Below are 26,919 nucleotides of genomic sequence, written 5' to 3'. Positions count from 1 at the left end.
TTTGCTTTTTATGAAAGGATTTGCCCAACTCATTCGTATTATTTATAAAGGGGTTCTTATTGGAAAAATAAAGGAGGTATGTAAAAATGAAAAAGTCAATTGTTTCCTTTGTGATTGCGGCTGCCCTTGTGATCGGCGGCGTGACGGTATATGCGTCTGCGTCAGGCGAGGCGCAGAGGGCGGCTGAGACGGAAGCCGTGGAGAAGGCAAAAGCGGAAAAGGAAGTGGCGGAGTTAAAGGCCGAACTGGCATCCATACAGAGGAAGACCGAGGCGGCAGCAAAGGAAAAGGCGGAAGAGGAAGCGGCAGCGAAAAAGAAAGCCGAGGAGGAAGCGGCGGCAAAGAAAAAGGCGGAAGAGGAAGCGGCAGCGGCTCAGAAGAAGGCCGAGGAGGAAGCGGCGGCGGAAGCCCAGAGACAGGCAGAGGAAGCGGCGGCAGCGGCAGCCCAGAGTACTGTGCAGACGGCGGCGCCGGCCGAAACCTATGCGGCTCCTTCGGAGCCTGTGGTGGATACACAGCCTGTATATCAGCCGGTCTGTCCGTATGGACATCCGATCTGCTATGATAATATGTGCGGTTATTCAGATTGCCCGAATAGCTACTGCTATGTGGGCGGCACATATAACAACAATACTGGGACGAACTATGATTACTCAGGCGGTAACTGCTACCAGGGCGGTTACGGTGACGGACATCATGGCGGCGGTCACCATAGGCGCGGGTGCTACTGACCGACAGTACATGACTGCGGCGGGATGAGGGAGTTGCTATGCGAAGTGAACAGGAGGCTGCGAGGGCAATTGAGCTGTATGCAGATACGGTACGCAGGATTTGTATGCTGCAATTAAAAAGCAATTCTGACACAGAGGACATATTTCAGACCGTATTTCTGAAGTATGTCCTTTATTCGGGTGTGTTTGAAAATGAGGAGCATGAGAAGGCATGGCTGATCCGTGTGACGCTCAATGCCTGCAAGGACTTTATGAAGAGCTTTTTCAGGAGCCATACGGTTCCTCTCGATGAGATCAAAGACCTCATCGCAGATGTTCCGGAGGACCACAGTGATGTCCTGGAAGCCGTCCTTTCCCTTCCCGCAAAATATAAAACCGTGATCTACCTTTATTTTTACGAACAATATTCGGCGGTGGAGATTGGCAGGCTTCTTGGAAAAAATGTGAACACGGTGTATACGCTTCTTGCCCGTGCCAAGGCAATGTTAAAGGAGCGGCTTGGAGGTGAGGGATTTGAGTAACCGGATCTATGATGCATTTGATTCTGTTTCCGCAGGCCGGGAATTAAAGGAAAAGACAAAGGCGTATCTGTCCCAGGCGTCGGTCCGCAGACATTCTGGTTCCGCCCGGTATGCTGCCGCGGTGGCCTGCCTGCTGTTTGTATTGCTGGGGATCGGAGGATATGCGTTTTATATGACCCCTGTCGCGGCGATCAGCATCGACGTCAATCCATCCATGGAGTGGGAGGTAAACCGCCTGGACCGGGTGGTATCTGTGATTTGTTATAACAAGGAAGCAGAGCATGTTGTGGAAAAGCTGCATTTAAAGCACAGAAAATATGATGAAGCCATCACCGTATTGCTCACCAGCAGGGAAATGTCCGGCTATCTGGCGGAAAATGCCGAAGTCAGCATTTCCGTGGCGGCGGAGGATGAGACACGGAGTATCCGGATGCAGGGCCGCGCCGCGGAATGTGCGGGGGAGCATTGCGGGAATGTCAGCTGCCATGGGGGAAGCGCGTCAGACAGACAGGCGGCCAGTGAGGCCGGGGTGTCTCTTGGAAAATACGAAGCTTTTCTGGTATTGCAGGAATTAGACCCGTCTATTACCCTGGATAAGATCAGCGGGATGTGCATGGGAGAGATCCAGGCTCTGATCCGGAACTATCAGGGGCAGGAGGAAGAAACGGATTCGGTAGATTCCCATCATACAGACGGGGAACACTGCCAGAGATGCAGGAACAGGAACGGCCGGGAGCGTGAAAACACCACTGGTCAGAATATGGAAAATCTGAACAGCCAGGAGAGTGAGAGCACCGACAGCCAGGAAAGTGAAAAGGGAAACGATGATGAAATCGGATATCACCACATTCACGGATATCACCATGCTCACGGACATCGCCACGGTTCATGAGACACGCTGCAGAACTAGTACAGCATTGCGTAATTAACGGTGAATACTGCACCTGCTATTTCTGCCAGTTCTGCGTTGGCGTCAATCAACGATGCCACCGCATCGCCTCTTTCCTCCGCCTTGTCCTGACAAAAATATCAGGCACATTATTCACCATTATATACGCAATACTGTACTAGTACAACGAATAATAAGTATCATTCTGTCCCTACTGGTCCGAATGGATACTGCTCCATCAGGATCTGGCTGCACCGTACCGTATGCTCCGCCATCAGCTCTTCTGCCTGATCCGCATCCCGTGCCGCGATAGCCTCCGCAACGCTGCGCATGGCAGTGCAGATCTGAGAAAGCGGGAGGTGGCGGAAGAGGATCCGCGTCACTGCCAAACTCATTTCCCCAAAGGAATTGTACATCAGGGGATAGATCAGATTCTGTGTGGCAAGGAAAATGGCATGATGGAACCGGGTGCTGACCTCTGCGCATTCCTCCGGGTCACGGCAGGCTTCCATCTGCTCCAGCAGTTCAAACATCCGTTTCAGATCGTCCTCCGTATGGCGTTCCGCCGCCAGCCGGGCGCACTTCTGTTCATTGATAGAACGGTATTCCATCAACGCAGTCAGCATGGACATGTCAAACTGCCCGCCGCTGTGGTGGAAGATGGAGGTCAGAGTTCCCAGATTTCCCTGCCGCAGAAAATCATTGACAAAGGTTCCTTTTCTTGGGACGATGCATACAAACCCGTTCTTCGCAAGCTCCTGGATCCCCGAATTGACCACCGTCCTGCTGATGTTCATCTGGGCGGCCAGGTCCCGCTCATTGGGAAGCTGCTCTCCGGCGGCAAGCTCTCCGGACAGGATCATGGACTCCATCTGGCGTACAAACAATTCTTTCATTGTAGGCATGACAATCTTTTGAAATGGCATGAATATTCCTCCTGCTGATTTTTTGATTCGGTAAGTATCTGGCTGTTTATCATTCACTATACCGCATATCGTATCGGTCCCGCATCTTTAATAAATATATACGCAATTCTCTTTCGCGCAATTGGGAGCTGCATAAAGCTATCCTATCATATTTGGTCAGACCATCTTTTTGTATATTACCACGATATTTGTTTAATTTCAACAAAAGAAATAATTTCCATAAACTTTTTGTGTTATATATCCATAAAATTCTGGTTGCTATTTCCTGGCTTTGATGTTATAGTAATCAAAAGAACTGTGGTCAGACCAAACACAAGAGAGAAAGGATGGGGTGATGATGAGTAACACAAAAAGAAATGCATTCTGGAGTTTTTTTGACAGGATCGGGCAGCTTCCGACCTTCCTGATCTGGACGGCTTTGATCTGCGTCGTATCGATGCTGGCATCCTATTTTCCGCTATGGGTCAATGTGATCGTCAATGTATTGCTGCCGGTGCTGGTGCTTCTGAAATTGAAAATGGTCATGTTTGAGAAGCTGAAGCTGTCCACGCTGGTGCTGATGCGGGCGCTGATCCTGCTTCCGATCTTCGGGATTATGAGCGGAGAGCTGTTTGTCAAGATCGTGCTGGTATTCCTCGTGATCAACTGCATGGAAGCGACGCTGACGGATCTGCTGAAAAACCACCAGCCCTATAATTTTGTTACCGGGCTGGTACTGAGCCTTTCCGTGCTGACCCTTGCCGGAAAATGGTTCCCCGAGGCGGCAGGCCCGTTTACCGGGATCTACACGGCCAATGCAGGTCCCCGCGCGGATGCGCTGTTCGTGTCCGATCAGGTGGTGGTCATCGGCACAATCTGCTGGCTGGTCGCTTATACGATCTGGAACTGGCTGTTTGTGATCGGGGAGTTCAGCCCGTCCATCGGATATCTGCATATTGGGATCCTGTCATCCCCGATCATCAGTATCCTGCTGACGATGAATCCCGGCTACTGGCTGGTATTCCGCGCCAACAGCCTGACCTGCGGCGGGGTGTTCCAGATCTACTGCAAGGACGATATTGAAAAGAAACTGGAAAATGAAAAGCTGGCGGCATTTATCGAAAAGGTAAAATCCCCTCCGGCGCAGATCGTATTGATGATCCTGAATCTGGTATTGATCGCGGTTCCGGTGGGAATCTATTTCGGAATCATTTGATTATAAGGAATCGCGCGCATGAAAATCGCTGTGCGATGGCGCGCGGGCAGGCGCAAATTGGTTATAATATGAGACAAGAAAGGAAGATAACATGGCGAATTATGATGTGATCGTGATCGGCGCGGGGAACGGAGGGCTGGCGAGCGCGGCTACCCTGGCGGTGAATCACAAAAAGACAGTGGTATTTGAGAAGCACAATATTCCCGGGGGCTGCGGCACTTCATTCCGCAGGGGGCGGTTCGAATTTGAAGTGGCGCTGCACCAGCTCAACGGGATGAACACGAAGGACAAGCCTGGCCCGACCAGGCAGCTGTTCCGTAAATGGGGGATCGAGGATGCCATTGAGTGGATCCCCATCGAAACCTTATACAAGATCAACCTGCCGGGAGGCCGGGGAGTGGCGCTTCCGGCGGATAAGAAGAAGGCTTGCCATCTGCTGTGCAGGGAATTTCCGGAGGAGGCGGAGGCCATCCGGCATTATTTCCACATGGTCTGGAAATTCAACGAGGAAATTGCGGATTTCCTGGCAAAGAGCGCCGCAAGCCCGGCAAATCCTTCGGAGCTGAAGAAGTTTATCACTAAGACGGGATTTCCGAAGATCTACAAGGTACTGGCAAAGTACGGCGTCCGGAGCACCCAGGACGTGCTGGATGAATTTTTCAAAAGCAGGGAACTGCAGCTCTGTCTGTCGGCTTACTGGTGCTTTATGGGAATGCCGCCGGAGCGGTTCCCCTTCTCCATCCTGGCCAGATGCATGTATCTGTATACAGTAGACATGCCTTACTATGTGCGGGGAGGCAGCCAGGTCATGAGTCAGGCGCTGATGGATACCATCCGCAGACATGGGAGCGACGTGTTCCTGAACCGCGGCGTGAAGCGGATCCTGATAAAAAACGGCCGGGCTGTGGGCGTGGAGGATGAAAACGGCAATCAATACCATGCCCGCAAGATTATTTCCAATGTATCTCCCACCGTGACCTATGCAGGGCTTCTGAAGGATGAGGAGGTGCCGGAGGCCTGCCGGCAGTATTTTAAGAGCTATACCACGGGCATTTCCGCGCTGACCTGCTTCATCGGCCTGGACTGTACGCCGGAGGAGATCGGATTTACCGATTCCTTCAATTTGATCTATGACAGCCTGGATGCCAACAAGGATTTTAAGAATGCGTATTTTACTGATACAAAGACAGACCCAATTGTAGCTACCTGCTATACCATTGACGATCCTTGCGTCTCGCCGCCGGGGACGTCCATTATCACGGCGGGCACTCTGAAATACGGTGAGGCATGGGAAAAGCTCTCGCCTGAGGAGTACCATCGGACGAAGTACGCGGCGGCGGACGAGATCGTCAGACGTCTGGAGACCCGCTTCCCGGGACTGCGGGGACACATTGAGGAAATGGAGGTAGCCACGCCGCTGACCCATATGCGGTATCTGGGCCATCCGGGCGGGGCGATCTACGGCTATGAGCAGGATCTGAAATCCAGTGTCTTCTTCTTCCCGCAGGATGAATTTATCCCCGGACTGACCTTTTCCGGCGGCTGGGTCAATACATGCGGCTTCGGCCCCAATTATGCATATGGGGACAAGATCGCGCAGTCTATTTTAAAGGAGGGCAGATAGGATGAGCAAAAAACCAATCAAAGAGATGATCATCAGTACCATGCAGAACGGCCCGGAAACCTTGAAGGAACTGGAAATGGCGAAAAAGACGGGAAAGGATATCTCTCTGGAGCGGGGGACGGTCCAGAGGAAGGTGGACCAGTACCACCCTTCTGTCCTGCACCTGACGGTCAGCGAGATCGAACCGGTCAGCCCCATCGCGAAGCGGATCCGGCTGGTATCAGACACCGGATATCTGCCGCCCTTTGAGGCAGGGCAGTATATCAACGTATTCTGCGAGATCGACGGGGCGCGCACGTCCAGGCCCTACAGCCTGTCCTCCTCGGCAAAGCAGCGGGCCTATTATGAGATCACCGTGGCAGCGGTGGAGGGCGGATTTGTATCCGGCTATCTTCTGCGGCAGCTAAAAGTCGGGGACCGGCTGGAAGCAAACGGCCCGGCAGGGGTGTTTCGGTATCATCCGGTCTTTCACTCCAAGCGGTCCGTATTTTTGGGCGGCGGGAGCGGGATCACGCCCTTTGTCAGCATGATCCGGACTGCGCTGGAGAGCGGGGAGGATCGGGATATTACGCTGCTGTACGGGAGCCGCACAGAGGAGCTGGCCATGTACCACGGGGAGCTGGCCGCATTTGCCGAAGGGCATCCGAATTTTCACTATACGCTGATCCTGTCGGATGAGGAGAAGGAAGGAATGGAGCACGGCTTCATTGACGCGGAGCGGATCCGGGCGCATGTGCCGGACATTCTGGATTGCACCTATTATATGTGCGGCCCGGCGGTGATGATGGAATTCTGCCGCAAGGCGCTGGATGAGCTTCAGATCCCGGGACGATCAATCCGCAGAGAGGTATTCGGGACAAGACGGGATATCTGGAATGAACCGGGCTGGCCGGAAGGAATGACGGGAGAGGAACTGTTTCAGATCAAAGTGGGAGATCAGACCATCGAAGCGAAAAGCGGGGAAAGCGTGCTCACTGCCCTGGAGCGCGGCGGCCTTCGGGTCAATGTATGCTGCCGCTCCGGCGAATGCAGCCTGTGCCGGGTGCAGCTCGTATCCGGGAAGGTATTTACCGCCCAGGGGGCGCTGCTGCGGTATGCGGATGAGCTGTTCGGATATATCCATTCCTGCAAGGCGTATCCCATCAGTGATCTGGAGCTGCGATTCTGAAAATGCCGCGATAGCCCGGCGCGGATTCAGCTAAAACGGGATTGCGGGGGGCTATGAGAGGACTTAGAATAAAGGGGGGCTTTTGATGTTCTTTTTTACAGGTTATACATTTACAAGTGTGTTGGTATTTCTCGGGCTGACCGCGGCTCTGATCGGGCTGAATGAGGTGACCCGGCGTTTTAAATGGGCAGGGATCGGGATGTATGTCATCATCCCGGTCATCGCCACCTTTTTTATCTGGCCCAAGACCGCGGGAGGAAATGTGGGCGGCACCTGGTTCGCCTGGGTCAAGACCTATTCCGCGCTGGCCGGCGTGATCGGATTCATGCTGCTGCGGTATATCCCGAAGCTGCAGAAAAATAAATTCATGCTGACCTACCCGGCATTGATCCTGGCAGTCAATATTCTGGAGGCGGTGTACGCGGACCTGGAATGTCTGCCCAAGACCGGGCAGATCGAGGCCGGGCTGCAGATGATCGGCGGCCCCTGGAATGTGATCAATGCCATTGCGGGCATCCTGAATATCATCACCATCACGGGATGGCTGGGCATTCAGATCGGAAAGACAAAATCCCAGGATATGGTGTGGGCGGACCAGCTCTGGTTCTGGATCATTGCCTATGACCTCTGGAATCTGTCCTACTGCTACAACTGCATTTCCAACCGTTCCTTCTATGCAGGATTTTTGCTTCTGGTCTCCTGCACGGCGGCGGAGTTTTTGATCCGGCGGGGGGCGTGGCTGCAGCACAGGGCGCAGACATTGGCGCTGTGGGCCATGTTTTCCCTGACAGTGGATTATTCTGCGGCGGAGGAGTATTTTGCCATCACCTCCACCCAGTCCGACCTGCCCAAGCTGCTGCTAAGCGTAGCGGCGCTTGCGTTCAACATCGGGGTGCTGGTGTACGAGGCGCGGATCATCCGGCAGACGAAGCGGAATCCGCTCAAAGAAGCGATCTATACGGAGCTGGGAGCTTATAAGAAGAATCTGGAGGCGAATGGGCTGTAAATCAAAATGTGAAGCACAGGGGGATTCCTGAGTTATGCAGCTTTTTAGGTGTTTTCAAGAGAAGGTGAAAACAAGCGTAGTTCTTTTTGGTGAAACCACAGTTCAGACTGGTGGTTCAGGTAGATCATCTGCAAGGCGGCAAGCGTCCCGCTTCCATTGGGGGACCAGGCCATTCCATTGTGTTTCTGCCGCTGTGCCACGGCCAAATCGCTTGCTTTTTCGACAGGATTGCTGGAATTCCTGACGCCAAGTTTTTGCCCTTAGCGCATAACATGTGATGGCATCCCCCTTTTTTTCGAAGTATCCGATGACATTATCAAGCCATTTCCTATTCTTGATGTCGGCAGGATCCAAGGATAAAAGGTATTCTGAGGCGCTCGCCACATCATCGACCCAAAGGTAGCGCGGCATCTTTTCAAGAATGGCATTCCGCCTGTCTTTTTCGCGGATTGCCATACTGGATATGTGCGGCCGTATTCTCAACATACTTGTAATCCCTTATGGAGCCTTCTTTGCGGGAATCGTTCACTGCGGCAATCCTCTCATTGATCTCCGGCTTACCTTGTTCTGCGACTTGGGCAACGGCGGCAGCCGTTATGTTGTCAGAGAGTACCATGCCCTCTAATGGAAGGCCGCTTTCACCATCGAATCCGTACATGGACAAAATGTGCGCGGTAACATTGGAAAGTTCTTTGGAAATCTCGGCGCCAATACGGCTTATGCTGTCCGATAATGTGCGGAGTTTGACCGAATTTATGTCTGTCCTTCCGAGAAAACGGTTGAGGATATCGGCCACATCCCGGTAGCTTGCTTTGGTACATACACATGAGGCGGCTTCCAGATATTCACGGGACAGTTCCCTGTTAAGCTTTCTGCTGGTTTCGAGGACGGTTTTTTCTAAAAGGTCAAAGTCATGGAGAAGGTCATCCCGTGTAGAAAGGTCAAAATCCTCAAGGGAAGGGAAATCCCCCTCCGCGTTTCTTGACTACAAATCATCCTGCCAAAGGGCATAATAATACCCTTGTTAAAAGAGATAAGGGCTATTAACTGAAAAATCCAACCGCACAGGAGGAAATATTTTAAAGAACGGTATTTCAATATATTTTTACTTCTCGGATTGTCCCTGTGTTTCATTGCCCTTTTATATTGATTGACATATTTTGTAAGTCCATAGTGCATTTTTTGCTCATTTTTTAATCACTGCAAATTCGCTGCTGTCAATTGTTGGCTTATCATCAGACAAAAAGAGCGGATCTGTGATGATGACTGCTTTTGTATAATCAAGATAGGCATCTCCTATAGTATAGAAAGAGTGCGGATGCTTCATGTGATGGCGGAAAGGTACTGCGAATAACAATCCATGGAGCCTTCTTTTGATTATGCGCCTTGCGCTCTACTGTACAAGGAGAATCATCCATTGGGGCGCCTTTACTTTCGGCTCGCCGGCTCTTAGGCGATGTTCTATTACATTTTAATTATATGCGATTATATATAAAAATACAGGTATTAATAAAATGTTAAGAAAATTTGTTCCTATCCGTTAAAAAATTTTCTGTATGATCATCTTATAATAAATGCTGTTGATATATCGACAGGAAATCGGTTTGTTATGTAAATTGATTGCAGATGAAGGAGGAACGGAGATGGGAGCAGCACAGGAAAATGCGTCAGGCATAGAGATACAGATGGGGGTATTTGAGTCGATTACAGATCTTTTGGTTTTGAAGCTGGTCTGTTTTTTGGGTTTTTTGATCATAGGAGTCCTGTTAGTTGCTTTGGGCAGAAAAAAACAGCTTCCTAAGATAAAAATATGGATTGCGTCACTGGGACTATATTATTATCTGTGTTTGATGCTGAATCAGATTGTGGGGATTCCGACACGGAGTGAATTTGTCAGGCTGTCTGGTCTGGGGGAATCCTTTTTTCATCCGAAATTCAATCTGATCCCTTTCTATGATGTGGGGATTCTGAGCTTTATACTGAATATTTTTCTGTTTATTCCGTTTGGATTTCTGTGTCCTGTGATCAGCGAAAAGTGTCGGAATATCCGGAATATGCTTCTGCTGGGAGCTGCTTTTTCTGTCGTGATCGAATTTGGTCAAATGTTTACCTTATATCGGATTACGGACATTAATGACCTGCTTACAAACGTATTGGGGACAGCCGCAGGGTATCTGTTCTGGCGGATCATTGCAGGAAGGAGAGAAAAACAGCCTGCGATTGCGGGAAAGGATGCTTATGCATATCTTCCGGTCATGATTGTTGTGACTGCATACTTGATCTGTTTTTTTGGCGGATGAGTGTTAAAAATAAAAAGGAATGCTGCAGAGAATTGCGGCATTCTTTTTTTGGGTGTATAATATAAATCAGCTTAGTGGAAGCTTTAGTTTTGAGAGAAAGGACAGGCAATCTAGCAATGGAAGAGATCATCAAAACAGGGGATGATACTGCCGGCAGGGGGATTACTATCGAGGCAGCAGGTTTTTTGGCGTTGCTGGGAACAGCGGTGCTCTTGAATTATGCTGATCCGGGAATGGAAGGAAAGGCAGTGGACGGACAGATCACGAAAATGGAAAGTGAAGGAATTGCAGGCAACATAGTCAAGGTCTGGAATCCGAATGACAGAGCGCATGTGTTGGAAGACGCAGAAGGATTGGTGCTGAAAAAGCTGCTGACGCAGGACAGCCCCGCTGCGGACCTGGTTCATACAGAGGACAACGGTTCAGACCCGACATTGATGTTGCCGGATCTTTCGGATGGAGATGTATGGGGAGCGATACATTTGGAGACAGAGGAGATGCAGGGAGGATGGGCTGCTGCGGATCCGACTGTGCCGGAGAAGCCGTTTACCTCAGGAAGTTTATCGGGTGAGGAAATGACAGTGGATTTGTTTGCGGAAGAAATTCCATCCAATATTGGGACAGCGGTGAATCCGGCAAAGCCTGTGGCTCCATCCCACAAAGAAACGATTGTAAATCCGGCAGTTCCGGAGATGCCAGGGGATAAAGAGACAGTAGTAGATTCGATGGCTCCGGAGGATAAAGGGACAGTAATAGATCCAATAGTTCCGGGGAAACCGGAGGAAGGAACAGTGGCGGATCCGATGACTCCGGAGATGCCGGGGGATAAAGGGACAGCAGTAGATCCGATGACTCCGGAGATGCCGGGGGATAAAGGGACAGCGGTAGATCCGATGACTCCGGAGGTACCGGAGGAAGGAACAGTGGTAGACCCAATGACTCCGGAGGTACCGGAGGAAGGAACAGTGGTAGACCCGATGACTCCGGAGACGCTGGGGGATGAAGGGACGGCAATCGATCCGATCAATCCCGAGACACCCTCGGAGGGTGAGAACGCAGTGGATCCCATTGTGCCGGACAATCCGGCAGGAGATGGAGGAGCGGTGGAACCGGCAGTACCGGATCAGGGTTCCTCGGACTCTGCTGAGGGGGATGGAACCGTGTCGGATACCGGAGACGAAGAGAATGGGGATCCGGAAGCGGTGTCCTGCTTTGTTCTTGATGAAACAGGAATGCTCTGCGGTTTTCTTCCGGAATATGCGGAGATTCCCGATGGATGTCTGACGCTTCCGGCAGAATGTACCGGGATCCGCAGAGGGGCATTTTCCGGCTGCGGAGCAGGGATCCTGGAATTGTATATTCCGGCGGGGGCGGTTACGATTGAAGAAGGAGCGCTTGCCGACCTGATCTCTCTGGAATGGATTGATGTGGAGTATGGCAACCCGGGATATGTCAGCGACTGCGGTGTTCTGTTTGACAGTACCATGTCTGTGCTTCTGGCATTTCCGGCAGCCTGGACGGATGTTTACGCAGTGCCGCCGGGGGTGGCAAGGATTGCGGACAGGGCATTTGACGGAACCTCGATCTACAGGCTGGATATCCGGGAATGTACCGGACTTTCCTTTGGGCAGAATGTCTTTGGAAGCTCTGGGGGAAGCGGGATCCAGGTGGCTGTGCCTGAGCCTGAGATGGAGATGTATGCGGGTATGCTGGCGGGGTATGCGGTGACGCTGACGAAGTGAGAATGCTTCTGGCCGCGCGGTTCGGTATCTGGAAAGATTTTAACAGAGAGATGTGAACGGCAGTTGCTTTTTTGCAAATAGACGATTCTTTTCAAAGGGAACCTTATGGAGTATCATAGTCTGCAGATATGGAAAAGAAAGGACGGGCGGAGGTTATGAATACATTCGTTATATCGAAATATCTGCAGTTTCTGCGGAGAAAATACGGTTTCACCCAGGAAAATCTGGCGCGGGAACTCCATTTATCCAGGCAGGCGGTCTCGAAATGGGAAACCGGGGCTGCGCTGCCGGACCTGGATACGCTCCTGAAGCTTTCCCGCTTCTATGGCCTGACGATCAATGAGATCCTGGAGCCGCGGATTCAGGGGGCGAAAGTGCTGGAGTTTGAAGATATCGTAAAAATGGACCGCCACCGGCTAAAGGAGATTTTGGAGGAATTTGAAACGGAAGACGTGGTGAAGGCATCCATGGGGGCCTCGCCGGCAGTTTATGAGCTTCTGCAGAGCATTTGCGCGGAAGTGGATTTCCAAAAGGAGCGGGAGAGGATCGGACAGGTCAGGATGGAGGAGGTCGAGAGTATTCAAAAACAGATGGTAGCTGCAGTTCAATTGTCAGGAACAGAGTTTGAATCATGAAAAAAGGACTGCAGGTATTCATGCATGTAACGCGCGGTCACAGGTCCGTGCGTTCTTTTAAGAATACATATTCTGTATCGGAGGATAATTCTTTATGATACAGGTAGTTCAAATGATGGAAATTCTGCAGTTCCCGGACATCTTCTACCTGGTTTTCCGCCATCCAGCGGACCATCTCTCCCCGGGCCATTTTTGCAAGAGTACCTTTTACTTTCACGTTCCCGTCAGTCATTTCTCCGAAAACGCAGGAGATCCGGGCTGACGGAGGCGTGAGATAAGGAAGAACGATCCTGCTGTATTCCGCGGAAGCCAGATTGACGATCTGCAGGGGCGCCTTATCGCCGCAGACTTCCGCGGCCAGATTTTCATAAATGGAATTCTTCCAGTATTCATAGAGGGAAGCGGCACAGCCGAAGGCATGGCTTACAGGAGCAAGCCTGGACTGCATTTCCAGGCGGTAGGGGACGACACCGTCTGTTGGACGCAGAATCCCGTAAAAACCGGACAGGATCCGCAGATGTTTTTCGGCATATTCCCACTGTGGGCCGGAGAAAATGTGGGGGGCCATATACTGATATTGGATGCCTTCATAGGCTAAAAGGGCCGGGGTGAGGTGTTTGTCAAGCGCAAGGGTATGAAGCTGTTCATAGTTTTGGAGGGCCAGCTTTTCACTGCAGTTCCAGAGCTTTTTTAATTCCGCAAAGGAAAGGCTTAACAGGGCGGCATGGAGCTGCCGGGCACGTTCCAGGAAAACAGGGGAGGTAAGCCGGCAGGGATATTCGTCCGTGATATTCATTTTTTTCGCCGGGGAAATGATGATTTTCAGCATGTGGGATCTCCATTTGTAAGTATGGCTTTTAAGCGGTCATAGTTCTATCAAAATCATATAGAGGACCGTCCGAAAAGTCAATAAAAAACTACAGAAAAAGCAAACCCATTCGCAAAAACCGTGCTAACGCACTCTTACGTCTGCTAACGCAGCCGCTTTTTGCTCATTTATGATTATCTGCTTGGAGAAGGGGTTCACAAGGATCATATCATAACAATCGCCCTGGACGATGATCTGAACGTGGCCTATCGGGATCCGGCGGAGTTGTCTAAGTATATCCGATCCAGGGTCACGGATCAGGAGGGCATGTTTTATATTTTTATTGATGAGGTGCAGTACGCGATTTCCCGTGAGGAGCTTAAGAATCCGGAGAGTATTCACCTGTACAATGTGCTCAACGGCCTGAAAAGGCTCCGTAATGTGGACATCTATGTGGCCGGGAGCAATTCCAAAATGCGCTCCAAGGATGTGATGACAGCCTTTCGGGGACAAGGAGATTCGGTTGAGGTTCATCCGCTTTCCTTTCAGAAATACTACGGCTACGTGGGCGTGGTGGATATTTTTGAGACGGACGCGGAAGGGAAAAGGAGGAAAGTCAGCTGTGAGATTGATTTTGTCGTCAATAAGGGCGTAAAGAAGTCTTATATCCAGTCGGCCTTAAGCCTTGGCAATGCACAGAAGGAAAAGAAGGAGCTTCGGCCGCTGCTTGGAGTCAAAGATTTCTTCCGCAAGATCATTGTTACGAAAAGCGGAATGAAGCCGTGGCTGGATGAAGCCGGAATCTTGCATCTGAGACTTTATGAGTTCCTGTTAAATCCTGCGGCGTTGGATTTATAATAGAAATAGATATTGCCTTGTTTAAACGGAGATATTCATACTTGATGGAAGGAACGGCGAAAAATGAACGAAGCAGGACATCATTCAAAAAAAGCACGTATGGAGCTGATCTGTTCCATGACCGTATTCGGCACGATCGGAATCTTTGTGCGGGGGATCCCGCTGCCGTCCGGGGAGCTGGCGCTGTATCGGGCCGTTCTGGCGGCGCTTCTGATCCTGGGATATTTTTTGATCAGCAGGATCAGGATTGATAGGTCCTCCCTGAAACGGGAGCTCATCATCCTTCTGGCCTCAGGCGCGGCAATGGGGATCAACTGGATCCTGCTGTTTGAAGCCTACCGATACACGACCGTCTCCGCCGCGACTCTGAGCTACTATTTTGCCCCGGTCATCGTCACCGTGCTCTGTCCAGTGCTATTTCATGAAAAGCTGACCAAAAAACAGGTACTCTGCTTCGTGATGTCCACGGCAGGGGTGGTGATGATCATCGGGGTCCATAACCTGGGCGGCGGGGGAAGGGATCTGATCGGGATTCTGTTCGGATTGGGGGCTGCGGTATTTTACGCGTCCGTTATCTTGCTGAATAAACTGATCAAGGGTGTTTCCGGGATCCAGCGTACATTTTTGCAATTTCTGGCGGCCATTGCCGTGCTGATCCCCTATGTGGCATGTACCGGGGGATTCCACCTGGCAGGGCTTTCGGGATCGGGGTGGGGGAATCTTTTGATCGTGGGGCTGTTCCACACGGGGATCACCTATTGTATGTATTTTTCCTCGCTGAAAGAACTGCGGGGGCAGGAAGCCGCGATTTTAAGCTATATCGACCCCATGGTTGCGGTTTTAATCTCTGTTCTGGTGCTGGGGGAGAGTATCACGGGATTTCAGGTGATTGGGGGAATGCTGATCATTGGATTTGCGGTCTGGAATGAAATCTAAGGAGATGAAGCAGTGTATCTATATATTTGTGATCATATGCTGCCCCGCTTTTTTATTTGATTTATGAAATACTCAAAAAGTTAACCAAGCTGGATTCCTTATACAGGGGTTCTTTTTCAATACGTCTTTTTTTGGCGGCTTTTATAAATCCATTTAGATAAACTGTAAACTCAGTCTTTATGATATCATAGTCTTTTTTTGATTTTTTGATATTGTGAATTTGGAATTTTTTGTTCAACGGGTAATTTTATATCAGATTCATCATTTACAATTAATGCATATCGATAATCCAGCCCTGCGCTTTTTCTTTTTTGAGAAGGTATTGCATGGCCTATTCGGCCGAATTTTCTCATATCGGCTCCCAGATTGTTTCGCAGCGGAATATAGAAGTTATTTCCGCTCTGAGCAATCATTACACATAAGTGACTTCTTCTTGACTGCTTTTTCGTGTTTCCGGTGTCGAGCATTTTTGTAAATTCAGAATGATTTAAAAATAGGATTCTCTGATAAAGCATAGTTTGGGTTCCATAAATCCCTCCTCTTGTGTTCATTACAGAAAATCTGCCACAGGCAGAATTTAATGTATATAAAAGAATATAAAGGGAACGAAATCGTTCCCTTTATCAACAATATCTTCAGCTTTTTTTAGACAGGTACATCTGACGAACCCCTCACAATTTCTTCAGTTTTTATTCCCGCAAACCGATGAATCAACAGAACATGCTTGCATGCGTATATGACACTCGCTGCGGAAGTCAATTCTTCCATGGCTTACTGCTGTGTGTTGACTTAGCCAGGCACTTCTGACAAACGCCTCGATAGAAGCAATTGCTTCTATAATTATATTGTATGCTGACAGCTATAAAGTCAACGAAAACTTTTTCACCTGGATGCGTAGATTAGATGATCTTTAGATCATCTAACCGTACAGGTGGAAAATTTCACGCATTTCAATACATTTCAATGACAGTTCACACCAAATCTATTGAAAAGTGCGGCAGGGAGCGTTAAACTGTTCCTATACCCGATGGGCATTCCCTGTCGGAGAAATGGAGGAGGACAGATATGACGATTTCAGGAATTGGTTCGGCCGGCGGTTTTCAGAATCAGGCTCCTTCTGTGGATACGCAGTCGATTGAACAGAAGATCCAGAAGCTGCAGGGGCAGCTGAAAAAGGTGAAGGAGGATGAGAGCCTGCCTCCTGAGGAGAAGCAGAAAAAGATTCAAAAATTAGAGGAACAGATCCGGCGTCTGGAGGAGCAGAAACGGAAAGCTGAGCAAAAGGAACAGCAGAAAGAGGGAGCGCCCGGGGAGGAAGCGGAAAAAAAGTCTTCCAGGATGTCTCTTGACGATGCAGTGGGAAATTATGTGGATGAATGGGGATGATATGGAAAGATGCTGCCAAGAGCATTTTTCGGTTCCAAAGGATGAAGGAAGCCTCCGGTCCGTGCGTATGGGCCGGAGACTTTTTTAGGCAGTATCAAAAAATACAGTTTGCGGGCAGAAAAAACAAGTTCCGCTGATCTGCAACGAAAGGATTCAGATGCTTCGTAACGGCAGATGGCAGATGATGGCTGAACCGATCAATTATGACAGACCTGTTGCAGGCGTCGGTCCGGCGGGTTCCTTTGCCGCGATGTGGTGTATGGAACATGAGGAGGACAAGATCGGACTGATTCCCTGTGCGGAAGGCGGAAGTTCGCTGGATGACTGGAATGTGGATCAGACTCTTTATCAACATGCGGTCAGTCAGACAAGATTTGCCCTGCAGGATACAGAGCTGTCCGGTATTCTGTGGCATCAAGGCGAAAATGACAGTTTTGGCGGCAGCTATCAAACGTATTATGAAAAATTACAGGTCATTGTAGAGCGGCTGCGGAACGATCTCAATGCAGAAAAGGTTCCGTTTATTATGGGGGGATTGGGTGACTATTTGGGAAAATCGGGGTTTGGATCAAACTGCGCCGAGTATGAAATGGTAAACCGCGAGCTGCTGAGATTTGCTATGGAACAGGAATATACGTATTTCGCAACAGCGGAAGGACTTACGCCAAATCCGGATGGAATCCATATTGATGCAGTTTCACAAAGACGATTCGGCATCCGTTACTATGAAGCCTTTTCTAAAAAGAAACATGTGCTCAGCCCTTTGGAAAATGAAATAGAACTGCTGGATGCGTGTATCAATCACAAGCCATATACAAAGGGAGAGAAATTGTATTTGGAAATGGTAAATTTTTCGGCAGGTTAGATCACATATGAGGAATTTTTGTCAAATTTCTGAAATGACTGCCGTATCAGGAAAAGCGTTATCCATATTTTTCGCCGTCGCATACAGCGGAACGAACAGCCCGGTCAGATACGCGATTAGGAGCAGCATACCGGCCAGGAGAGAAAAATTCCCCATGGAATTCCCAAAAAGCTGCAGCAGAAATGCGCAGGGCAGAGGGGCGATCAGCGCGGACAATCCGATCTGCGAGGCGGGCAATGTCGTTGTTATGGGTAATCATCACTACGGTTTGCCGAAACTCTGTGCTGGTGCGCTTGATAAGCCCCAGCACCTCGGCACTGGTCTTGCTGTCAAGGTTGCCGGTCGGCTCGGGTGCAGATAATTTTTGTTGGTTTTTAGGTTCTGATAAAGAAAAGGCATACGTTTTTTTGATGCGTATGCCTTCGTCAATTCTGCTTTAAATAACGGAGATGCCCTTTGATAAAATCAACAACATCCCGCTCCCATCGTCCGCTTTCATATTTGGTTTTCAAAGTAAGAAGATACTGAGCCGTTCACGGTTCCCACCGCATGTCAGCCCGTTTTCAAGCAGGTCAGACATCTCTTCTGCCCACGGAATGTATTTGTCTTCTTTCATTCCGAACTTGATTTTGGAAAAAGCGTGCACGTTCTCTTTCAAATGGTACAGGTCAAGAATGTGCCGCGCATCAGGGAACAGTTCTTCCGCCATATTTGCAATCCACGCCGCCCCATCACTGAGAAGCCCGCCTTTAGGCGGAAATGCAAAGGTCTTGCCCCAGGGGGGCTTCCCCATTCCACCAGCTGAGCTGGTGGTTGGGCCCTTGGGCGGTTGAATTGAGAAAAAGGGATTGTCGCATTTTAAGACAATCCCTTTTTTAGTGCGCAAAAGCTAACGATAGAAGCTTTTTTGTATGTGGCGTATTCTAACAGGAAATAAGGCTGTGCCTGTATGAATTACTCCTCCAGCTTCCAGATCTGCCGGTCCCGCTGGAAATACAGGCACACTCCGATCCCGGCAAATGCAAGGATCAAAAACAGAAATGCCGCGCCGGAGCCTTTTCCGCAGCCGAAGAGCTTTACCAGAAGGCTTCCCCTGCTCTGCGCAGCCATGACCGGCTCAAATACCTGGTCCACCAGGAACCCGCCCAGGAAATACCCGATGGGGATGGTGAAAAACTGCAGGGAATTGCGGACGGAATACACCCGCCCCTGCATTTCCAAGGGCACATGCAGCCGCAGGATCGCGTCCAGGTTCGTGCTCATCAGAGGGATGAAGATCCAGCCCAAGAATCCGCCCAGGCACCAGACAAGCGGTGTCCGGCCGAACGCCAGCAGGAAATTCTCCGTGCTCATGGAAAACAGCAGGCAGCCGCAGATCACCCGTACCCGGCTTTTCGGAGCTTTCAGGAATGCTGCCAGGAGACTGCCGGAAAATGTGGTGATGCCGATTACCGTATTGACCAGCCCCAGCACTTTTTCACTGCCGCCGTTTCTGGAAAGCATCATGGCAGGAAATGCCGCGTCATAGATGGAGGCTACCAGATTGATGGAGGCCAGAAACAAGATCAGATGAAAGATCCCCTGCTCCTTTTTCAGATAAGCAAGTCCTTTTTTCGTAGAAACCAGAAGCTTTTCGTGTGCTTCGGCCTCTTTCGTGTGCTCCGGGATCCGGATCCCGAATGCCAGTACCAGAAATGCGGTAAAAAAGGTAAACAGGTCGAAGGCGACCACCGCGCCCATGCCTGCCATTCCCATGACAGCCGTGGCAATGATGGGTGTCATGACAGAATTGAGAGAACTGGAAAAATACTTCAATCCTCCCACACGCTGATAGTATTTCTCAGGCAGCACCCTTGTGGTCGCTACCTCCGAGGCCGGCTGCTGGACCGTGTTCATCAGTCCGTTGATCCCGTTGATCACATAGAGATGCCAGATCTGCAGCGCGTCATTTCTCAATAAGAGCAGCATGACAACAGTGGTCAGCGCGGCCATAGAATCGCATACCAGCATGGTTCGCTTTTTGTTCCAACGATCGCTGAGCGCTCCGGCAAAAATACTGAGCAGCACATAGGGCGCGTACGAGCTGACCATCAAAAGCGCGGTCATCAGGGCCGAGCCCCTCTGCGAATAAGACCAGATCACCAGCGCGTAGCTTGTCATGGCGCTGCCAAGGCCGGAAAAGGACTGGGTAGACCACAGCAGCAAAAAGGTTTTCATTTCGTGTATTGTATGTATCAGATTTTTCATAGACTTTGCTCCTTATCATGTGGAACCAATATGGATTCAAATTGATTCCGGTATCTTGTTTTTGATACGGCTTCCTTGATAAATGCAAAGTCTTAGGAACTGTTGATAAATCACTTGTGCAGACGGACTTGGAGACCAGCCGGATGCGTCGGTTGTTTTTCACAGCTCCCTAGAGCAGGTTTACCGCTCCATGCTGTCCTGCCCTAAAAGACTTTGCATGGAGCTGCGGCAACGCAGAGAACCAACGGCATGAATGCCCACCTCCTTTTTGAAAAATCAGGAACCGCCCGCCGGACGAAAAGGTATATCGCCAGAATATGCTGCCGGACGGAACATGAGCTTAGTATACGCTAAAAGGAAGAAAAGGGCAAATGTTTTTTGGGAATGAGGAAAGTTATTGTTCACACGGTGTCGCGCGCTTGCCGCGCGGCATCCGGCCAATTCAGTGATGGGGCGGGTATCCAGCCCGCCTACACTCCGTTCCGGTCCGTCCTAAACAAGCGCCGCTGGCGCTTGGGACCGCCCTCAGGCGACTTCTCAATGGGCTGGATGCCGTTACTGTGAGCGCCCGGTCAGGGTGTGAACAGTAACTGAGGAAAAACAGAGCAATACCGTTATTTTATTGCAGGTTGTAATTCGGCAAAAACGATGGTAAGATGATTTTAACGGAGACCGATGGAACTGGCGGTGTGATCTTGGTAAGTCAGAACCGGCAGTGCTCAGGTCTGGTATTTTGGAAGGCAGAGGATCGGGATCAGAAGGAGGAGCAAACATGATCGTATTAATCACGGGAGCATCCCATACAGGAAAAACAGTGCTTGCCCAGAAGCTGCTGGAGCGATATCATTTTCCGTATCTGTCCATCGACCATTTAAAGATGGGACTGATCCGAAGCGGACATACGACACTGACACCGGAGAGCGGGGATGAAGCCCTGACGGACTATCTGTGGCCGATCGTCCGTGAAATGATCAAAACGGCGATGGAAAATCAGCAGAATCTGATCGTAGAGGGCTGCTATATTCCATTCGGCTGGCAAAAAGATTTTTCGCCGGAATATCGGGAGCAGATCCGGTTTTACTGTCTGGTCATGAGCCGCGGCTACATAGAAACGCATTTCCGGGAGATCAGGGAATACGCCGACGCGGTGGAAAAGCGGCTGGATGACGGCGGATGCGCGATGGAAAGTGTTTGCAGGGATAACGCGGAATTTTTAGAAAAGTGCCAGGCTTATCATGCAGAATATATTTTTATAGATGAGGAGTATCAGGTGGAGGTTGAACTGCAATAAAAAGGTCATCCTGCTTTTATTCGATCTGCCGGAAAGCAATATAAAAATATTGAAAGAAAGGATTTGATACAGTACAATAAGAAAAGAGCTGCCGGGGAATACTATGGAAATGAAAGGCAATCGAAAAGGAGAGAGAAAATGAAAGAAAGAAACATTATCCAGGTTGAAGAGAAGGTTCCTGTTAATCTGCTGATTCCGCTGAGTATCCAGCACATGTTCGCCATGTTCGGCGCGACGGTGCTCGTGCCCTTTATCTTCGGGATCAATCCGGCCATCGTTCTGTTTATGAACGGTGTGGGAACGCTTCTCTTTATTGCTGTCACAAAGGGAAAGGCGCCGGCCTACCTTGGTTCCAGCTTCGCGTTTCTTGCGCCGGCGGGGATCGTCATCAACCAGATGGGGTATGAATACGCGCTGGGCGGCTTTGTGGTTGTCGGCTTCTGCGGATGTATCGTAGCCTTTATCATTTATAAATTCGGTTCGGACTGGATCGACGTGGTGCTTCCGCCTGCGGCCATGGGCCCGGTGGTGGCGCTGATCGGGCTGGAGCTTGCCGGGAGCGCGGCGGGAAACGCAGGGCTTCTGGATGAAACCATCAATATGAAGCATGTGATCGTCTTTGCAGTGACGCTGGGCGTGGCTGTGTTTGGAAATATTATGTTCAAGGGATTTTTGTCGGTGATCCCGATCCTGATCGCGGTCATCGCGGGGTATATCGCCGCTTTGCTCTGCGGGATCGTGGACTTTGCGGAGGTGGCAAAGGCACCATTTTTCGCGCTGCCCAATTTCCAGCTGCCGAAGTTTGACATCGGGGCGATCCTGACGATTCTTCCTGTGATTCTGGTGATCACTTCGGAGCATATCGGCCACCAGGTCGTGACCAGCAAGATCGTAGGACGGGATCTGCTGAAAGACCCGGGGCTGCACCGTTCTCTCTTCGGAGATAATTTTTCCACCATGCTTTCCGGTATGATCGGTTCCGTTCCGACCACGACCTACGGAGAAAATATCGGCGTGATGGCGGTTACAAAGGTTTACAGCGTGCGGGTGATCGCGGGAGCGGCAGTGCTCTCCATTCTCTGCTCCGTGATTGGAAAGCTGTCCATGCTGATCCAGACGGTTCCGGGGCCGGTGATCGGCGGGATTTCCTTCTTGCTGTACGGAATGATCGGCGCGTCCGGGATCCGGATCCTGGTAGATTCTCAGGTGGATTACGGGCGTTCCAGAAACCTGACGCTGACTTCCGTGATCTTTGTCACTGGTTTGTCTGGGATTTCCGTGAAGCTGGGAAATGTAGAACTGACCGGAATGGTGCTGGCATGTATCGTGGGGATGCTTCTGAGCCTAGCATTTTATGTGCTGGACAAGCTGAACCTGACGAATGATCAGGAATAAGACCGGGCAGATCCGGATCCCGGACGCGGCGTGTAAGCAGCGGATAATCTGTGCGGCAGGCAGGTCTGTGGTCTGCCATTTTGAATACCATCGTATGCAGAAAGGATGCCAGCGGCAGGTTTTCTGTATAATTACAAATGAGAATAGTACAGAACAGAAAAAGAAATTACATTGAAACCGCGGGACCTGAAGAACGATGATTTTCGAAATGATGGATTGCGGTTTCTTTAGAAATTAAAAATATGCTTTGTAAACTAATTAATTGACCGAATAGATGAGGATGGAGTAAATGAAAAAGTTTCTTTGATTGAAGTATAGTTTGTTTACGGAAACGACAAGCCGAATCTTCATTGATGTTCCTCCAAAAAGAAAGATTATGGAAGGCATACGAGAGGCGGCATGATCCTGACGCCCCTGACGGGACATTACATGATGCATCTGCCGCCTTGTCTGAATTATCTGCCGATTGTGGACTGACAGGAATGGAATTTCGGAACGCTTAATCTCATTTTTTCAGCGCCAGACCATCCTTGAATGCCTCGCCGACTCTTTCGGACACTTTATAATATCCATGTGTATAGGGATCAAATGCAATGGCATTTACGAGGGACATGTCGATCCTGCCGTTTACGATCACACGTTCGTCTGCGGTAACATTTACGACCTTGCCGATCACACCGCATCCATATCCGCTGCCCTGATATTCGATAAACTCACACTCTAAACAGATCGGAAATTCGTTGATGACCGGCGCGTCCACAGCTTCCGACCTGACTGCGGTGAGGCCGCTCTTCTCGAATTTATCTGCCGCCTTGTTGCCCGATTCGACACCAAAATAGTCCGCCTCAACGACATGAGCGGCATCGGCAATGCTTACTGTAAAGGCGCCTCTTGCCTTGATATTTTTCACTGTTTTATGAGTTTCCGTCAGATTAAGGGCTACATTGCCGCGCTCCTGCATAGTGCCCCAGGCAGCATTCATGACATTTACACTTCCGTCTTCGTTGTAGGTGGCCACCATTAAAACCGGCATTGGAAAAATTCCTTCTGTGATATTGAGTTTTTTTCTCATTATGAATACCTCATTTCTCGTATAGGATTGACAGAATCTGTGTCTGTATCTATAATTATAAAGAATAACATAAAAAACACAAGTACTATCTTATTTGTAAGGTACTATCGTAAAGGAAAGCAGTTACAGTTCATTGGCCAGCCAGCATCTGTAATCGAATAATGGCTGTGCGGTATCTGGTCAATATAGTAAGGAGTTGTAGAAAAATGATCAGCAATTATATTGAGCAGGCGAATTTTGAGGATACCGGATTCTGTTATACGATGTCACTGATTGCCGGCAAGCATAAAATGGTGATCCTTTACTGCCTGATGGAATTTAAAGTTGTAAGATTCAATGAATTAAAACGTTATTTGAAAAATGTGTCCGATAAAACACTCAGCAGCAATTTGAAAGAGCTGGAAGCAAACAGGCTGATTATCAGAAAAGAATATCCTCAGATTCCGCCGAAAGTGGAGTACAGCTTAAGTGACAGAGGGAAATCTTTGATGAAGGTTTTGGATCAGCTGTGTGTCTGGGGGGAAAATAACAGGGAATAGCATCGGCGCTTTGACGGGAAGCCTGCATATTGCGGGGATTTTGTTGCCTGAGTCCGGCAGCGAAAAATAATATCCGATTTTATCCGATTAAAGGAATGGAAACAGGGAAGCACCATCTGTGATATTCACTCTGGTATTAAGGTGTTACTGTTCACACCCTGACCGGGCGCTCACATTAACGGCATCCAGCCCATTGAAAAGTCGCCTGCCGGCGGTCCTAAGCGCCAGCGACGCTTGTTTAGGACGGACCGGAACGGAGTGTAGACGGGCTGGATGCCCGCCCCATCACTGAATTGGCCGGATGCCGCGCGGCAAGCGCGCGACACCGTGTGAACGGTAGCTGGGCTCCAGCTCAGGGAATGGAGAGGGTTAACAATAGCTTGAATCCGGTCTGCTTTTATGATATCATATTATCGCCATACGTCGAAATGGGAGGAGGATACAAATGAACAGATATGAATTTACGAAGGCGCTGGAAACGGGGAACGCAACGATAGACCAGGAGCACCGGGAGCTGATCCGGGCGGTGAACAAATTGCTGGATGCCTGCGGTGAGGGGAAAGGGCGGGCATCTATGAATGAAACCATTCAATTTCTGAACCAATATGTAAACCAGCATTTTTCGCATGAAGAGCGGCTCCAGAAGCAGAGCGGCTATCCTGGGATGCCTGCCCACAGGATTTTTCATGAAAAATACAAACAGACATTGAAGGAGATCACATCTCAGATCGCGGTATCCGGTCCGACGATCGCGGAACTGGGAAAACTGAATAAACATATCAGCGTCCTGATCACGCATATCACTACAGAGGATAAAAAGCTGGCCGCATTTTTAAATCAGGCATAGCGTTCAGGTATGTGACGCCAATCTATATCTGGATTTTTTCTGAAACCTGTGTTATAATATTTCCGACATATGACGGAAATGAATGCGGTCAACCCTCCGTACAACGAATCAGAAGCATCTGGTCCTGCCATGCGGAATGATCTATACCACAGGGCGCGCAGCGTAAAGAGCAGTTTTTCACCGGAAATGGAGGCACAAGCGATGGCAAGACCCAGCAGATGCAGACGAATCTGCATAGAACCGGCTTATGACAGCTTTGCTCCGGAGGGGATCTCCTGCGGGGAGCAGGTCAACCTGACGGTAGACGAGTATGAGGTGATCCGGCTGATCGACCTGGAGAAGCTGACCCACGAGCAGTGCGCCAGGCAGATGGATATCTCCAGGACCACGGTGACAGAAGCTTACGAAGCCGCCAGGGAGAAGGTTGCGGACAGCATTGTCCATGGAAAGCAGCTCCTGATTGAGGGTGGGAATTACCGGCTCTGTGAAGGCTCGGCAATTCATTTTTGTCAGAGGAAATGTCGTAAGCATTGCGGAAAAACAGACGGCACAAAGCAGGACGTGCAGATGAAAGGAGCAGGCGAGATGAGGATTGCGGTTACATTTGAAAACGGAGAAGTATTTCAGCATTTTGGACACACGGAGCAATTCAAGATTTATGATGTGGCGGACGGCCAGATCACGAAGGAGCAGGTGATTGATACCAACGGCAGCGGACACGGCGCGCTTTCCGGGCTTTTGGGCGGCATGGAGGTGGACACCCTGATCTGCGGAGGGATCGGCTACGGCGCCCAGGTTGCGCTGGCGGAAGCAGGGATCAGGCTTTACGGAGGCGTGACAGGAAATGCGGACGATGCGGTCCGGGCATTTCTGGCGGGAGACCTTGCGTATGATCCGGAGGTTCAGTGCGACCACCATGGACACGGACACGAGGAAGGACACTGCCAGGGCCATTGCGGAGAGAATAAGCATGGCTGCGCGGGGAATTGAGGCGGCCGAAGATGAAGGCAGGAATTATCCGATGCATGCAGACAGAGGATATCGCGTTCGCTTCCTGTATTCAGAAGGGGACTCCCATCGGCTATCCATGCCCTTTCGCGAAAAAAATGAAAGAACTGATCCAGGATGACTTGGGACAAGAAATCAGGGTTCTGGACTATACACATTAGAAACCATATGGAAATATCCTGTACAGTCTGTTTAGGCTATTTCCTTCAGTTCCTTAAAAACCGGCTGTGCTTTTTGAAGGCGCGGCCGATTTTCTTTGCCACATGGAATACAATGTATCATTTGGACTTTCTATCAGAAAGCCAATTGTCTCTGATCTGCAAGTCTGACACAAATGTACGGAAAGTCAAAATCCAGCCTTGCATATTTCTACCTTTTTCGTTTTTTTTATAATTTCTGTGAAATCCACAGCATGTATAATAAAAAAGGGGTTTCTTTTTCCACCCGATACAAAAGAAAGACCGATGATTTCCGCGGAGGAGTCTGCCATGAGAAAAATAAGAAAATTCAAACCTGACAGGAAGAGCATCCGGATCCGGCTGGTGACGGCATTTATCGTGACCTCTGTGATTCCGATCCTGTTGATCAATATTATTTCCTATTGTACCAAATCGCTGGCGCGATGGCCAGAGTAGGTACATATTTCCTAAAAATTAGTAGTTTTTCCTTCTATCTTTCAAAAAAAGTAGCAGTTTTTGTAGTTATGCTGTATTGTTAAATCACCAAAAAAAACAATCACATAACACAAGAACTGCTATGCTTAGTTTATCATACATTTGGACAATCAACAACTACATATTTTATTTCTCTCCAAGACCACCGCCTTGAAAGTTACTGGTCAGACCCTGACCAGATTCCATTAAATACTGAATAGTAAAAGTGGGAATAGACACATGTTTGCTCATTTTTTTGCAAGGCATATTTCAAAAA

29 protein-coding genes and 1 pseudogene are annotated in these 26,919 nt (G+C 49.7%); 21 read left to right on the top strand and 9 right to left on the bottom strand.

Going from position 1 to position 26,919, the window contains the following annotated elements; all coding sequences use genetic code 11:
- Positions 1 to 86: 86 nt before the first annotated feature.
- From ACTOY7_RS15755 to ACTOY7_RS15745, 3 genes are read left to right on the top strand one after another with little or no spacing between them, the layout of a single operon-like run.
- Positions 87 to 731 (top strand): hypothetical protein, encoded by a 645-nt coding sequence (locus ACTOY7_RS15755; RefSeq protein ID WP_482670784.1) that lies wholly within the window; start codon positions 87 to 89, stop codon positions 729 to 731.
- Positions 732 to 769: 38 nt separating this feature from the next.
- A complete protein-coding gene (locus tag ACTOY7_RS15750; RefSeq protein WP_160282709.1) occupies positions 770 to 1,252 on the top strand; it encodes an RNA polymerase sigma factor in 483 nt (160 codons plus the stop codon).
- Positions 1,236 to 2,144 carry an anti-sigma-I factor RsgI family protein gene (locus ACTOY7_RS15745; RefSeq protein WP_482670783.1) on the top strand — a complete coding sequence of 303 codons (909 nt, stop codon included), beginning with the start codon at positions 1,236 to 1,238 and terminating at the stop codon, positions 2,142 to 2,144. The genes ACTOY7_RS15750 and ACTOY7_RS15745 overlap by 17 nt, the downstream gene beginning before the upstream one ends.
- Positions 2,145 to 2,341: 197 nt before the next feature.
- Here the strand turns inward: ACTOY7_RS15745 and ACTOY7_RS15740 are convergent, their stop codons facing one another.
- Positions 2,342 to 3,067, bottom strand: coding sequence for a FadR/GntR family transcriptional regulator (locus ACTOY7_RS15740; RefSeq protein WP_160285053.1), 726 nt, complete (start codon positions 3,065 to 3,067; stop codon positions 2,342 to 2,344).
- Between the two features lie 334 nt (positions 3,068 to 3,401).
- Here ACTOY7_RS15740 and ACTOY7_RS15735 point away from each other — a divergent pair, with 334 nt between their 5' ends.
- The 4 genes from ACTOY7_RS15735 to ACTOY7_RS15720 all read left to right on the top strand — a co-directional run bounded on the left by ACTOY7_RS15735 (position 3,402) and on the right by ACTOY7_RS15720 (position 8,060).
- Entirely contained in the window at positions 3,402 to 4,262 is an 861-nt protein-coding gene (locus ACTOY7_RS15735) for a hypothetical protein (RefSeq protein WP_300885838.1), read from the top strand.
- 91 nt (positions 4,263 to 4,353) lie between these two features.
- Entirely contained in the window at positions 4,354 to 5,886 is a 1,533-nt protein-coding gene (locus ACTOY7_RS15730; RefSeq protein WP_160285052.1) for a phytoene desaturase family protein, read from the top strand.
- A 1-nt stretch (position 5,887) separates the two neighbouring features.
- Complete coding sequence (locus ACTOY7_RS15725) at positions 5,888 to 7,054, top strand: iron-sulfur cluster-binding domain-containing protein (RefSeq protein ID WP_300885840.1); 1,167 nt, start codon at positions 5,888 to 5,890, stop codon at positions 7,052 to 7,054.
- An 85-nt stretch (positions 7,055 to 7,139) separates the two neighbouring features.
- On the top strand, positions 7,140 to 8,060 hold the full coding sequence (locus tag ACTOY7_RS15720) for a DUF5692 family protein (RefSeq protein WP_394683815.1): 921 nt from the start codon (positions 7,140 to 7,142) through the stop codon (positions 8,058 to 8,060).
- 102 nt (positions 8,061 to 8,162) lie between these two features.
- Here the strand turns inward: ACTOY7_RS15720 and ACTOY7_RS15715 are convergent, their stop codons facing one another.
- On the bottom strand, positions 8,163 to 8,516 hold the full coding sequence (locus ACTOY7_RS15715; RefSeq protein WP_482670782.1) for a hypothetical protein: 354 nt from the start codon (positions 8,514 to 8,516) through the stop codon (positions 8,163 to 8,165).
- A 730-nt stretch (positions 8,517 to 9,246) separates the two neighbouring features.
- Positions 9,247 to 9,417, bottom strand: a complete 171-nt coding sequence (locus ACTOY7_RS15710; protein WP_160284923.1) for a hypothetical protein — start codon at positions 9,415 to 9,417, stop codon at positions 9,247 to 9,249.
- Positions 9,418 to 9,703: 286 nt separating this feature from the next.
- Between ACTOY7_RS15710 and ACTOY7_RS15705 the strand changes: the two genes are divergently transcribed.
- The 3 genes from ACTOY7_RS15705 to ACTOY7_RS15695 all read left to right on the top strand — a co-directional run bounded on the left by ACTOY7_RS15705 (position 9,704) and on the right by ACTOY7_RS15695 (position 12,737).
- The gene (locus ACTOY7_RS15705; protein WP_160284922.1) at positions 9,704 to 10,360 is read left to right on the top strand and encodes a VanZ family protein; all 657 of its coding nucleotides are present in this window, start codon (positions 9,704 to 9,706) and stop codon (positions 10,358 to 10,360) included.
- An 89-nt stretch (positions 10,361 to 10,449) separates the two neighbouring features.
- Positions 10,450 to 12,102: a hypothetical protein gene (locus tag ACTOY7_RS15700; RefSeq protein WP_482670781.1), complete on the top strand. Its 1,653-nt coding sequence runs from the start codon at positions 10,450 to 10,452 to the stop codon at positions 12,100 to 12,102.
- A gap of 155 nt (positions 12,103 to 12,257) precedes the next feature.
- Positions 12,258 to 12,737 (top strand): helix-turn-helix domain-containing protein, encoded by a 480-nt coding sequence (locus ACTOY7_RS15695; RefSeq protein ID WP_160284921.1) that lies wholly within the window; start codon positions 12,258 to 12,260, stop codon positions 12,735 to 12,737.
- Between the two features lie 37 nt (positions 12,738 to 12,774).
- On the opposite strand, the gene yaaA is transcribed toward ACTOY7_RS15695, so the two are convergent.
- Entirely contained in the window at positions 12,775 to 13,566 is a 792-nt protein-coding gene (yaaA, locus tag ACTOY7_RS15690) for a peroxide stress protein YaaA (protein ID WP_394683846.1), read from the bottom strand.
- Positions 13,567 to 13,725: 159 nt separating this feature from the next.
- Between yaaA and ACTOY7_RS15685 the strand changes: the two genes are divergently transcribed.
- Both ACTOY7_RS15685 and ACTOY7_RS15680 read left to right on the top strand, forming a co-directional pair.
- The gene (locus ACTOY7_RS15685) at positions 13,726 to 14,403 is read left to right on the top strand and encodes an ATP-binding protein (protein WP_300885845.1); all 678 of its coding nucleotides are present in this window, start codon (positions 13,726 to 13,728) and stop codon (positions 14,401 to 14,403) included.
- A 63-nt stretch (positions 14,404 to 14,466) separates the two neighbouring features.
- Positions 14,467 to 15,339: a DMT family transporter gene (locus ACTOY7_RS15680; RefSeq protein WP_482670780.1), complete on the top strand. Its 873-nt coding sequence runs from the start codon at positions 14,467 to 14,469 to the stop codon at positions 15,337 to 15,339.
- Positions 15,340 to 15,524: 185 nt separating this feature from the next.
- On the opposite strand, the gene ACTOY7_RS15675 is transcribed toward ACTOY7_RS15680, so the two are convergent.
- Complete coding sequence (locus ACTOY7_RS15675; RefSeq protein WP_482670779.1) at positions 15,525 to 15,890, bottom strand: hypothetical protein; 366 nt, start codon at positions 15,888 to 15,890, stop codon at positions 15,525 to 15,527.
- 514 nt (positions 15,891 to 16,404) lie between these two features.
- Between ACTOY7_RS15675 and ACTOY7_RS15670 the strand changes: the two genes are divergently transcribed.
- Both ACTOY7_RS15670 and ACTOY7_RS15665 read left to right on the top strand, forming a co-directional pair.
- On the top strand, positions 16,405 to 16,725 hold the full coding sequence (locus tag ACTOY7_RS15670; protein ID WP_482670778.1) for a FlxA-like family protein: 321 nt from the start codon (positions 16,405 to 16,407) through the stop codon (positions 16,723 to 16,725).
- Between the two features lie 157 nt (positions 16,726 to 16,882).
- On the top strand, positions 16,883 to 17,590 hold the full coding sequence (locus ACTOY7_RS15665) for a sialate O-acetylesterase (protein WP_482670777.1): 708 nt from the start codon (positions 16,883 to 16,885) through the stop codon (positions 17,588 to 17,590).
- Positions 17,591 to 17,648: 58 nt separating this feature from the next.
- Here ACTOY7_RS15665 and ACTOY7_RS15660 read toward each other — a convergent pair.
- From ACTOY7_RS15660 to ACTOY7_RS15650, 3 genes and pseudogenes are all read right to left on the bottom strand, one after another.
- A pseudogene (locus ACTOY7_RS15660) lies at positions 17,649 to 17,945 on the bottom strand (hypothetical protein); the annotation flags it as partial.
- A gap of 153 nt (positions 17,946 to 18,098) precedes the next feature.
- Positions 18,099 to 18,299, bottom strand: a complete 201-nt coding sequence (locus ACTOY7_RS15655) for a hypothetical protein (RefSeq protein WP_300886335.1) — start codon at positions 18,297 to 18,299, stop codon at positions 18,099 to 18,101.
- Positions 18,300 to 18,544: 245 nt separating this feature from the next.
- Positions 18,545 to 19,837, bottom strand: a complete 1,293-nt coding sequence (locus ACTOY7_RS15650; protein ID WP_300886336.1) for an MFS transporter — start codon at positions 19,835 to 19,837, stop codon at positions 18,545 to 18,547.
- A gap of 772 nt (positions 19,838 to 20,609) precedes the next feature.
- On the opposite strand from ACTOY7_RS15650, the gene ACTOY7_RS15645 reads away from it, so the two are divergent.
- Positions 20,610 to 21,128: a P-loop nucleotide/nucleoside kinase family protein gene (locus ACTOY7_RS15645; protein WP_300886337.1), complete on the top strand. Its 519-nt coding sequence runs from the start codon at positions 20,610 to 20,612 to the stop codon at positions 21,126 to 21,128.
- A 138-nt stretch (positions 21,129 to 21,266) separates the two neighbouring features.
- A complete protein-coding gene (gene uraA / locus ACTOY7_RS15640; RefSeq protein WP_160284223.1) occupies positions 21,267 to 22,523 on the top strand; it encodes a uracil permease in 1,257 nt (418 codons plus the stop codon).
- 505 nt (positions 22,524 to 23,028) lie between these two features.
- Here the strand turns inward: uraA and ACTOY7_RS15635 are convergent.
- Complete coding sequence (locus ACTOY7_RS15635) at positions 23,029 to 23,595, bottom strand: flavin reductase family protein (RefSeq protein ID WP_160284222.1); 567 nt, start codon at positions 23,593 to 23,595, stop codon at positions 23,029 to 23,031.
- A gap of 206 nt (positions 23,596 to 23,801) precedes the next feature.
- On the opposite strand from ACTOY7_RS15635, the gene ACTOY7_RS15630 reads away from it, so the two are divergent.
- The 5 genes from ACTOY7_RS15630 to ACTOY7_RS15610 all read left to right on the top strand — a co-directional run bounded on the left by ACTOY7_RS15630 (position 23,802) and on the right by ACTOY7_RS15610 (position 26,624).
- Positions 23,802 to 24,134: a winged helix-turn-helix transcriptional regulator gene (locus tag ACTOY7_RS15630; protein ID WP_160284221.1), complete on the top strand. Its 333-nt coding sequence runs from the start codon at positions 23,802 to 23,804 to the stop codon at positions 24,132 to 24,134.
- A 445-nt stretch (positions 24,135 to 24,579) separates the two neighbouring features.
- Complete coding sequence (locus ACTOY7_RS15625) at positions 24,580 to 24,981, top strand: bacteriohemerythrin (protein ID WP_160284220.1); 402 nt, start codon at positions 24,580 to 24,582, stop codon at positions 24,979 to 24,981.
- A gap of 201 nt (positions 24,982 to 25,182) precedes the next feature.
- Positions 25,183 to 25,971: a DUF134 domain-containing protein gene (locus tag ACTOY7_RS15620; RefSeq protein ID WP_300885956.1), complete on the top strand. Its 789-nt coding sequence runs from the start codon at positions 25,183 to 25,185 to the stop codon at positions 25,969 to 25,971.
- 11 nt (positions 25,972 to 25,982) lie between these two features.
- The gene (locus ACTOY7_RS15615; RefSeq protein ID WP_160284218.1) at positions 25,983 to 26,150 is read left to right on the top strand and encodes a CGGC domain-containing protein; all 168 of its coding nucleotides are present in this window, start codon (positions 25,983 to 25,985) and stop codon (positions 26,148 to 26,150) included.
- Positions 26,151 to 26,477: 327 nt separating this feature from the next.
- Positions 26,478 to 26,624: a hypothetical protein gene (locus ACTOY7_RS15610; protein WP_482670776.1), complete on the top strand. Its 147-nt coding sequence runs from the start codon at positions 26,478 to 26,480 to the stop codon at positions 26,622 to 26,624.
- Positions 26,625 to 26,919 lie beyond the last annotated feature (295 nt).

This window comes from Schaedlerella sp. (genome assembly GCF_056796775.1).
Note: the sequence above shows the minus strand (reverse complement) of the source record. Positions and strands in the feature narration are given on the sequence as shown.

What these genes read in the sequence shown, in the direction of transcription:
- ACTOY7_RS15755 (WP_482670784.1), top strand. Translation starts at nt 87, where the DNA reads ATGAAAAAGTCAATTGTTTCCTTTGTGATTGCGGCTGCCCTTGTGATC.
- ACTOY7_RS15750 (WP_160282709.1), top strand. Translation starts at nt 770, where the DNA reads ATGCGAAGTGAACAGGAGGCTGCGAGGGCAATTGAGCTGTATGCAGAT.
- ACTOY7_RS15740 (WP_160285053.1), bottom strand. Translation starts at nt 3,067, where the DNA reads ATGCCATTTCAAAAGATTGTCATGCCTACAATGAAAGAATTGTTTGTA.
- ACTOY7_RS15735 (WP_300885838.1), top strand. Translation starts at nt 3,402, where the DNA reads ATGATGAGTAACACAAAAAGAAATGCATTCTGGAGTTTTTTTGACAGG.
- ACTOY7_RS15730 (WP_160285052.1), top strand. Translation starts at nt 4,354, where the DNA reads ATGGCGAATTATGATGTGATCGTGATCGGCGCGGGGAACGGAGGGCTG.
- ACTOY7_RS15725 (WP_300885840.1), top strand. Translation starts at nt 5,888, where the DNA reads ATGAGCAAAAAACCAATCAAAGAGATGATCATCAGTACCATGCAGAAC.
- ACTOY7_RS15720 (WP_394683815.1), top strand. Translation starts at nt 7,140, where the DNA reads ATGTTCTTTTTTACAGGTTATACATTTACAAGTGTGTTGGTATTTCTC.
- ACTOY7_RS15715 (WP_482670782.1), bottom strand. Translation starts at nt 8,516, where the DNA reads ATGGCAATCCGCGAAAAAGACAGGCGGAATGCCATTCTTGAAAAGATG.
- ACTOY7_RS15705 (WP_160284922.1), top strand. Translation starts at nt 9,704, where the DNA reads ATGGGAGCAGCACAGGAAAATGCGTCAGGCATAGAGATACAGATGGGG.
- ACTOY7_RS15695 (WP_160284921.1), top strand. Translation starts at nt 12,258, where the DNA reads ATGAATACATTCGTTATATCGAAATATCTGCAGTTTCTGCGGAGAAAA.
- yaaA (WP_394683846.1), bottom strand. Translation starts at nt 13,566, where the DNA reads ATGCTGAAAATCATCATTTCCCCGGCGAAAAAAATGAATATCACGGAC.
- ACTOY7_RS15680 (WP_482670780.1), top strand. Translation starts at nt 14,467, where the DNA reads ATGAACGAAGCAGGACATCATTCAAAAAAAGCACGTATGGAGCTGATC.
- ACTOY7_RS15675 (WP_482670779.1), bottom strand. Translation starts at nt 15,890, where the DNA reads ATGAACACAAGAGGAGGGATTTATGGAACCCAAACTATGCTTTATCAG.
- ACTOY7_RS15670 (WP_482670778.1), top strand. Translation starts at nt 16,405, where the DNA reads ATGACGATTTCAGGAATTGGTTCGGCCGGCGGTTTTCAGAATCAGGCT.
- ACTOY7_RS15665 (WP_482670777.1), top strand. Translation starts at nt 16,883, where the DNA reads ATGCTTCGTAACGGCAGATGGCAGATGATGGCTGAACCGATCAATTAT.
- ACTOY7_RS15655 (WP_300886335.1), bottom strand. Translation starts at nt 18,299, where the DNA reads ATGGCGGAAGAACTGTTCCCTGATGCGCGGCACATTCTTGACCTGTAC.
- ACTOY7_RS15650 (WP_300886336.1), bottom strand. Translation starts at nt 19,837, where the DNA reads ATGAAAAATCTGATACATACAATACACGAAATGAAAACCTTTTTGCTG.
- ACTOY7_RS15645 (WP_300886337.1), top strand. Translation starts at nt 20,610, where the DNA reads ATGATCGTATTAATCACGGGAGCATCCCATACAGGAAAAACAGTGCTT.
- uraA (WP_160284223.1), top strand. Translation starts at nt 21,267, where the DNA reads ATGAAAGAAAGAAACATTATCCAGGTTGAAGAGAAGGTTCCTGTTAAT.
- ACTOY7_RS15635 (WP_160284222.1), bottom strand. Translation starts at nt 23,595, where the DNA reads ATGAGAAAAAAACTCAATATCACAGAAGGAATTTTTCCAATGCCGGTT.
- ACTOY7_RS15630 (WP_160284221.1), top strand. Translation starts at nt 23,802, where the DNA reads ATGATCAGCAATTATATTGAGCAGGCGAATTTTGAGGATACCGGATTC.
- ACTOY7_RS15625 (WP_160284220.1), top strand. Translation starts at nt 24,580, where the DNA reads ATGAACAGATATGAATTTACGAAGGCGCTGGAAACGGGGAACGCAACG.
- ACTOY7_RS15620 (WP_300885956.1), top strand. Translation starts at nt 25,183, where the DNA reads ATGGCAAGACCCAGCAGATGCAGACGAATCTGCATAGAACCGGCTTAT.
- ACTOY7_RS15615 (WP_160284218.1), top strand. Translation starts at nt 25,983, where the DNA reads ATGAAGGCAGGAATTATCCGATGCATGCAGACAGAGGATATCGCGTTC.
- ACTOY7_RS15610 (WP_482670776.1), top strand. Translation starts at nt 26,478, where the DNA reads ATGAGAAAAATAAGAAAATTCAAACCTGACAGGAAGAGCATCCGGATC.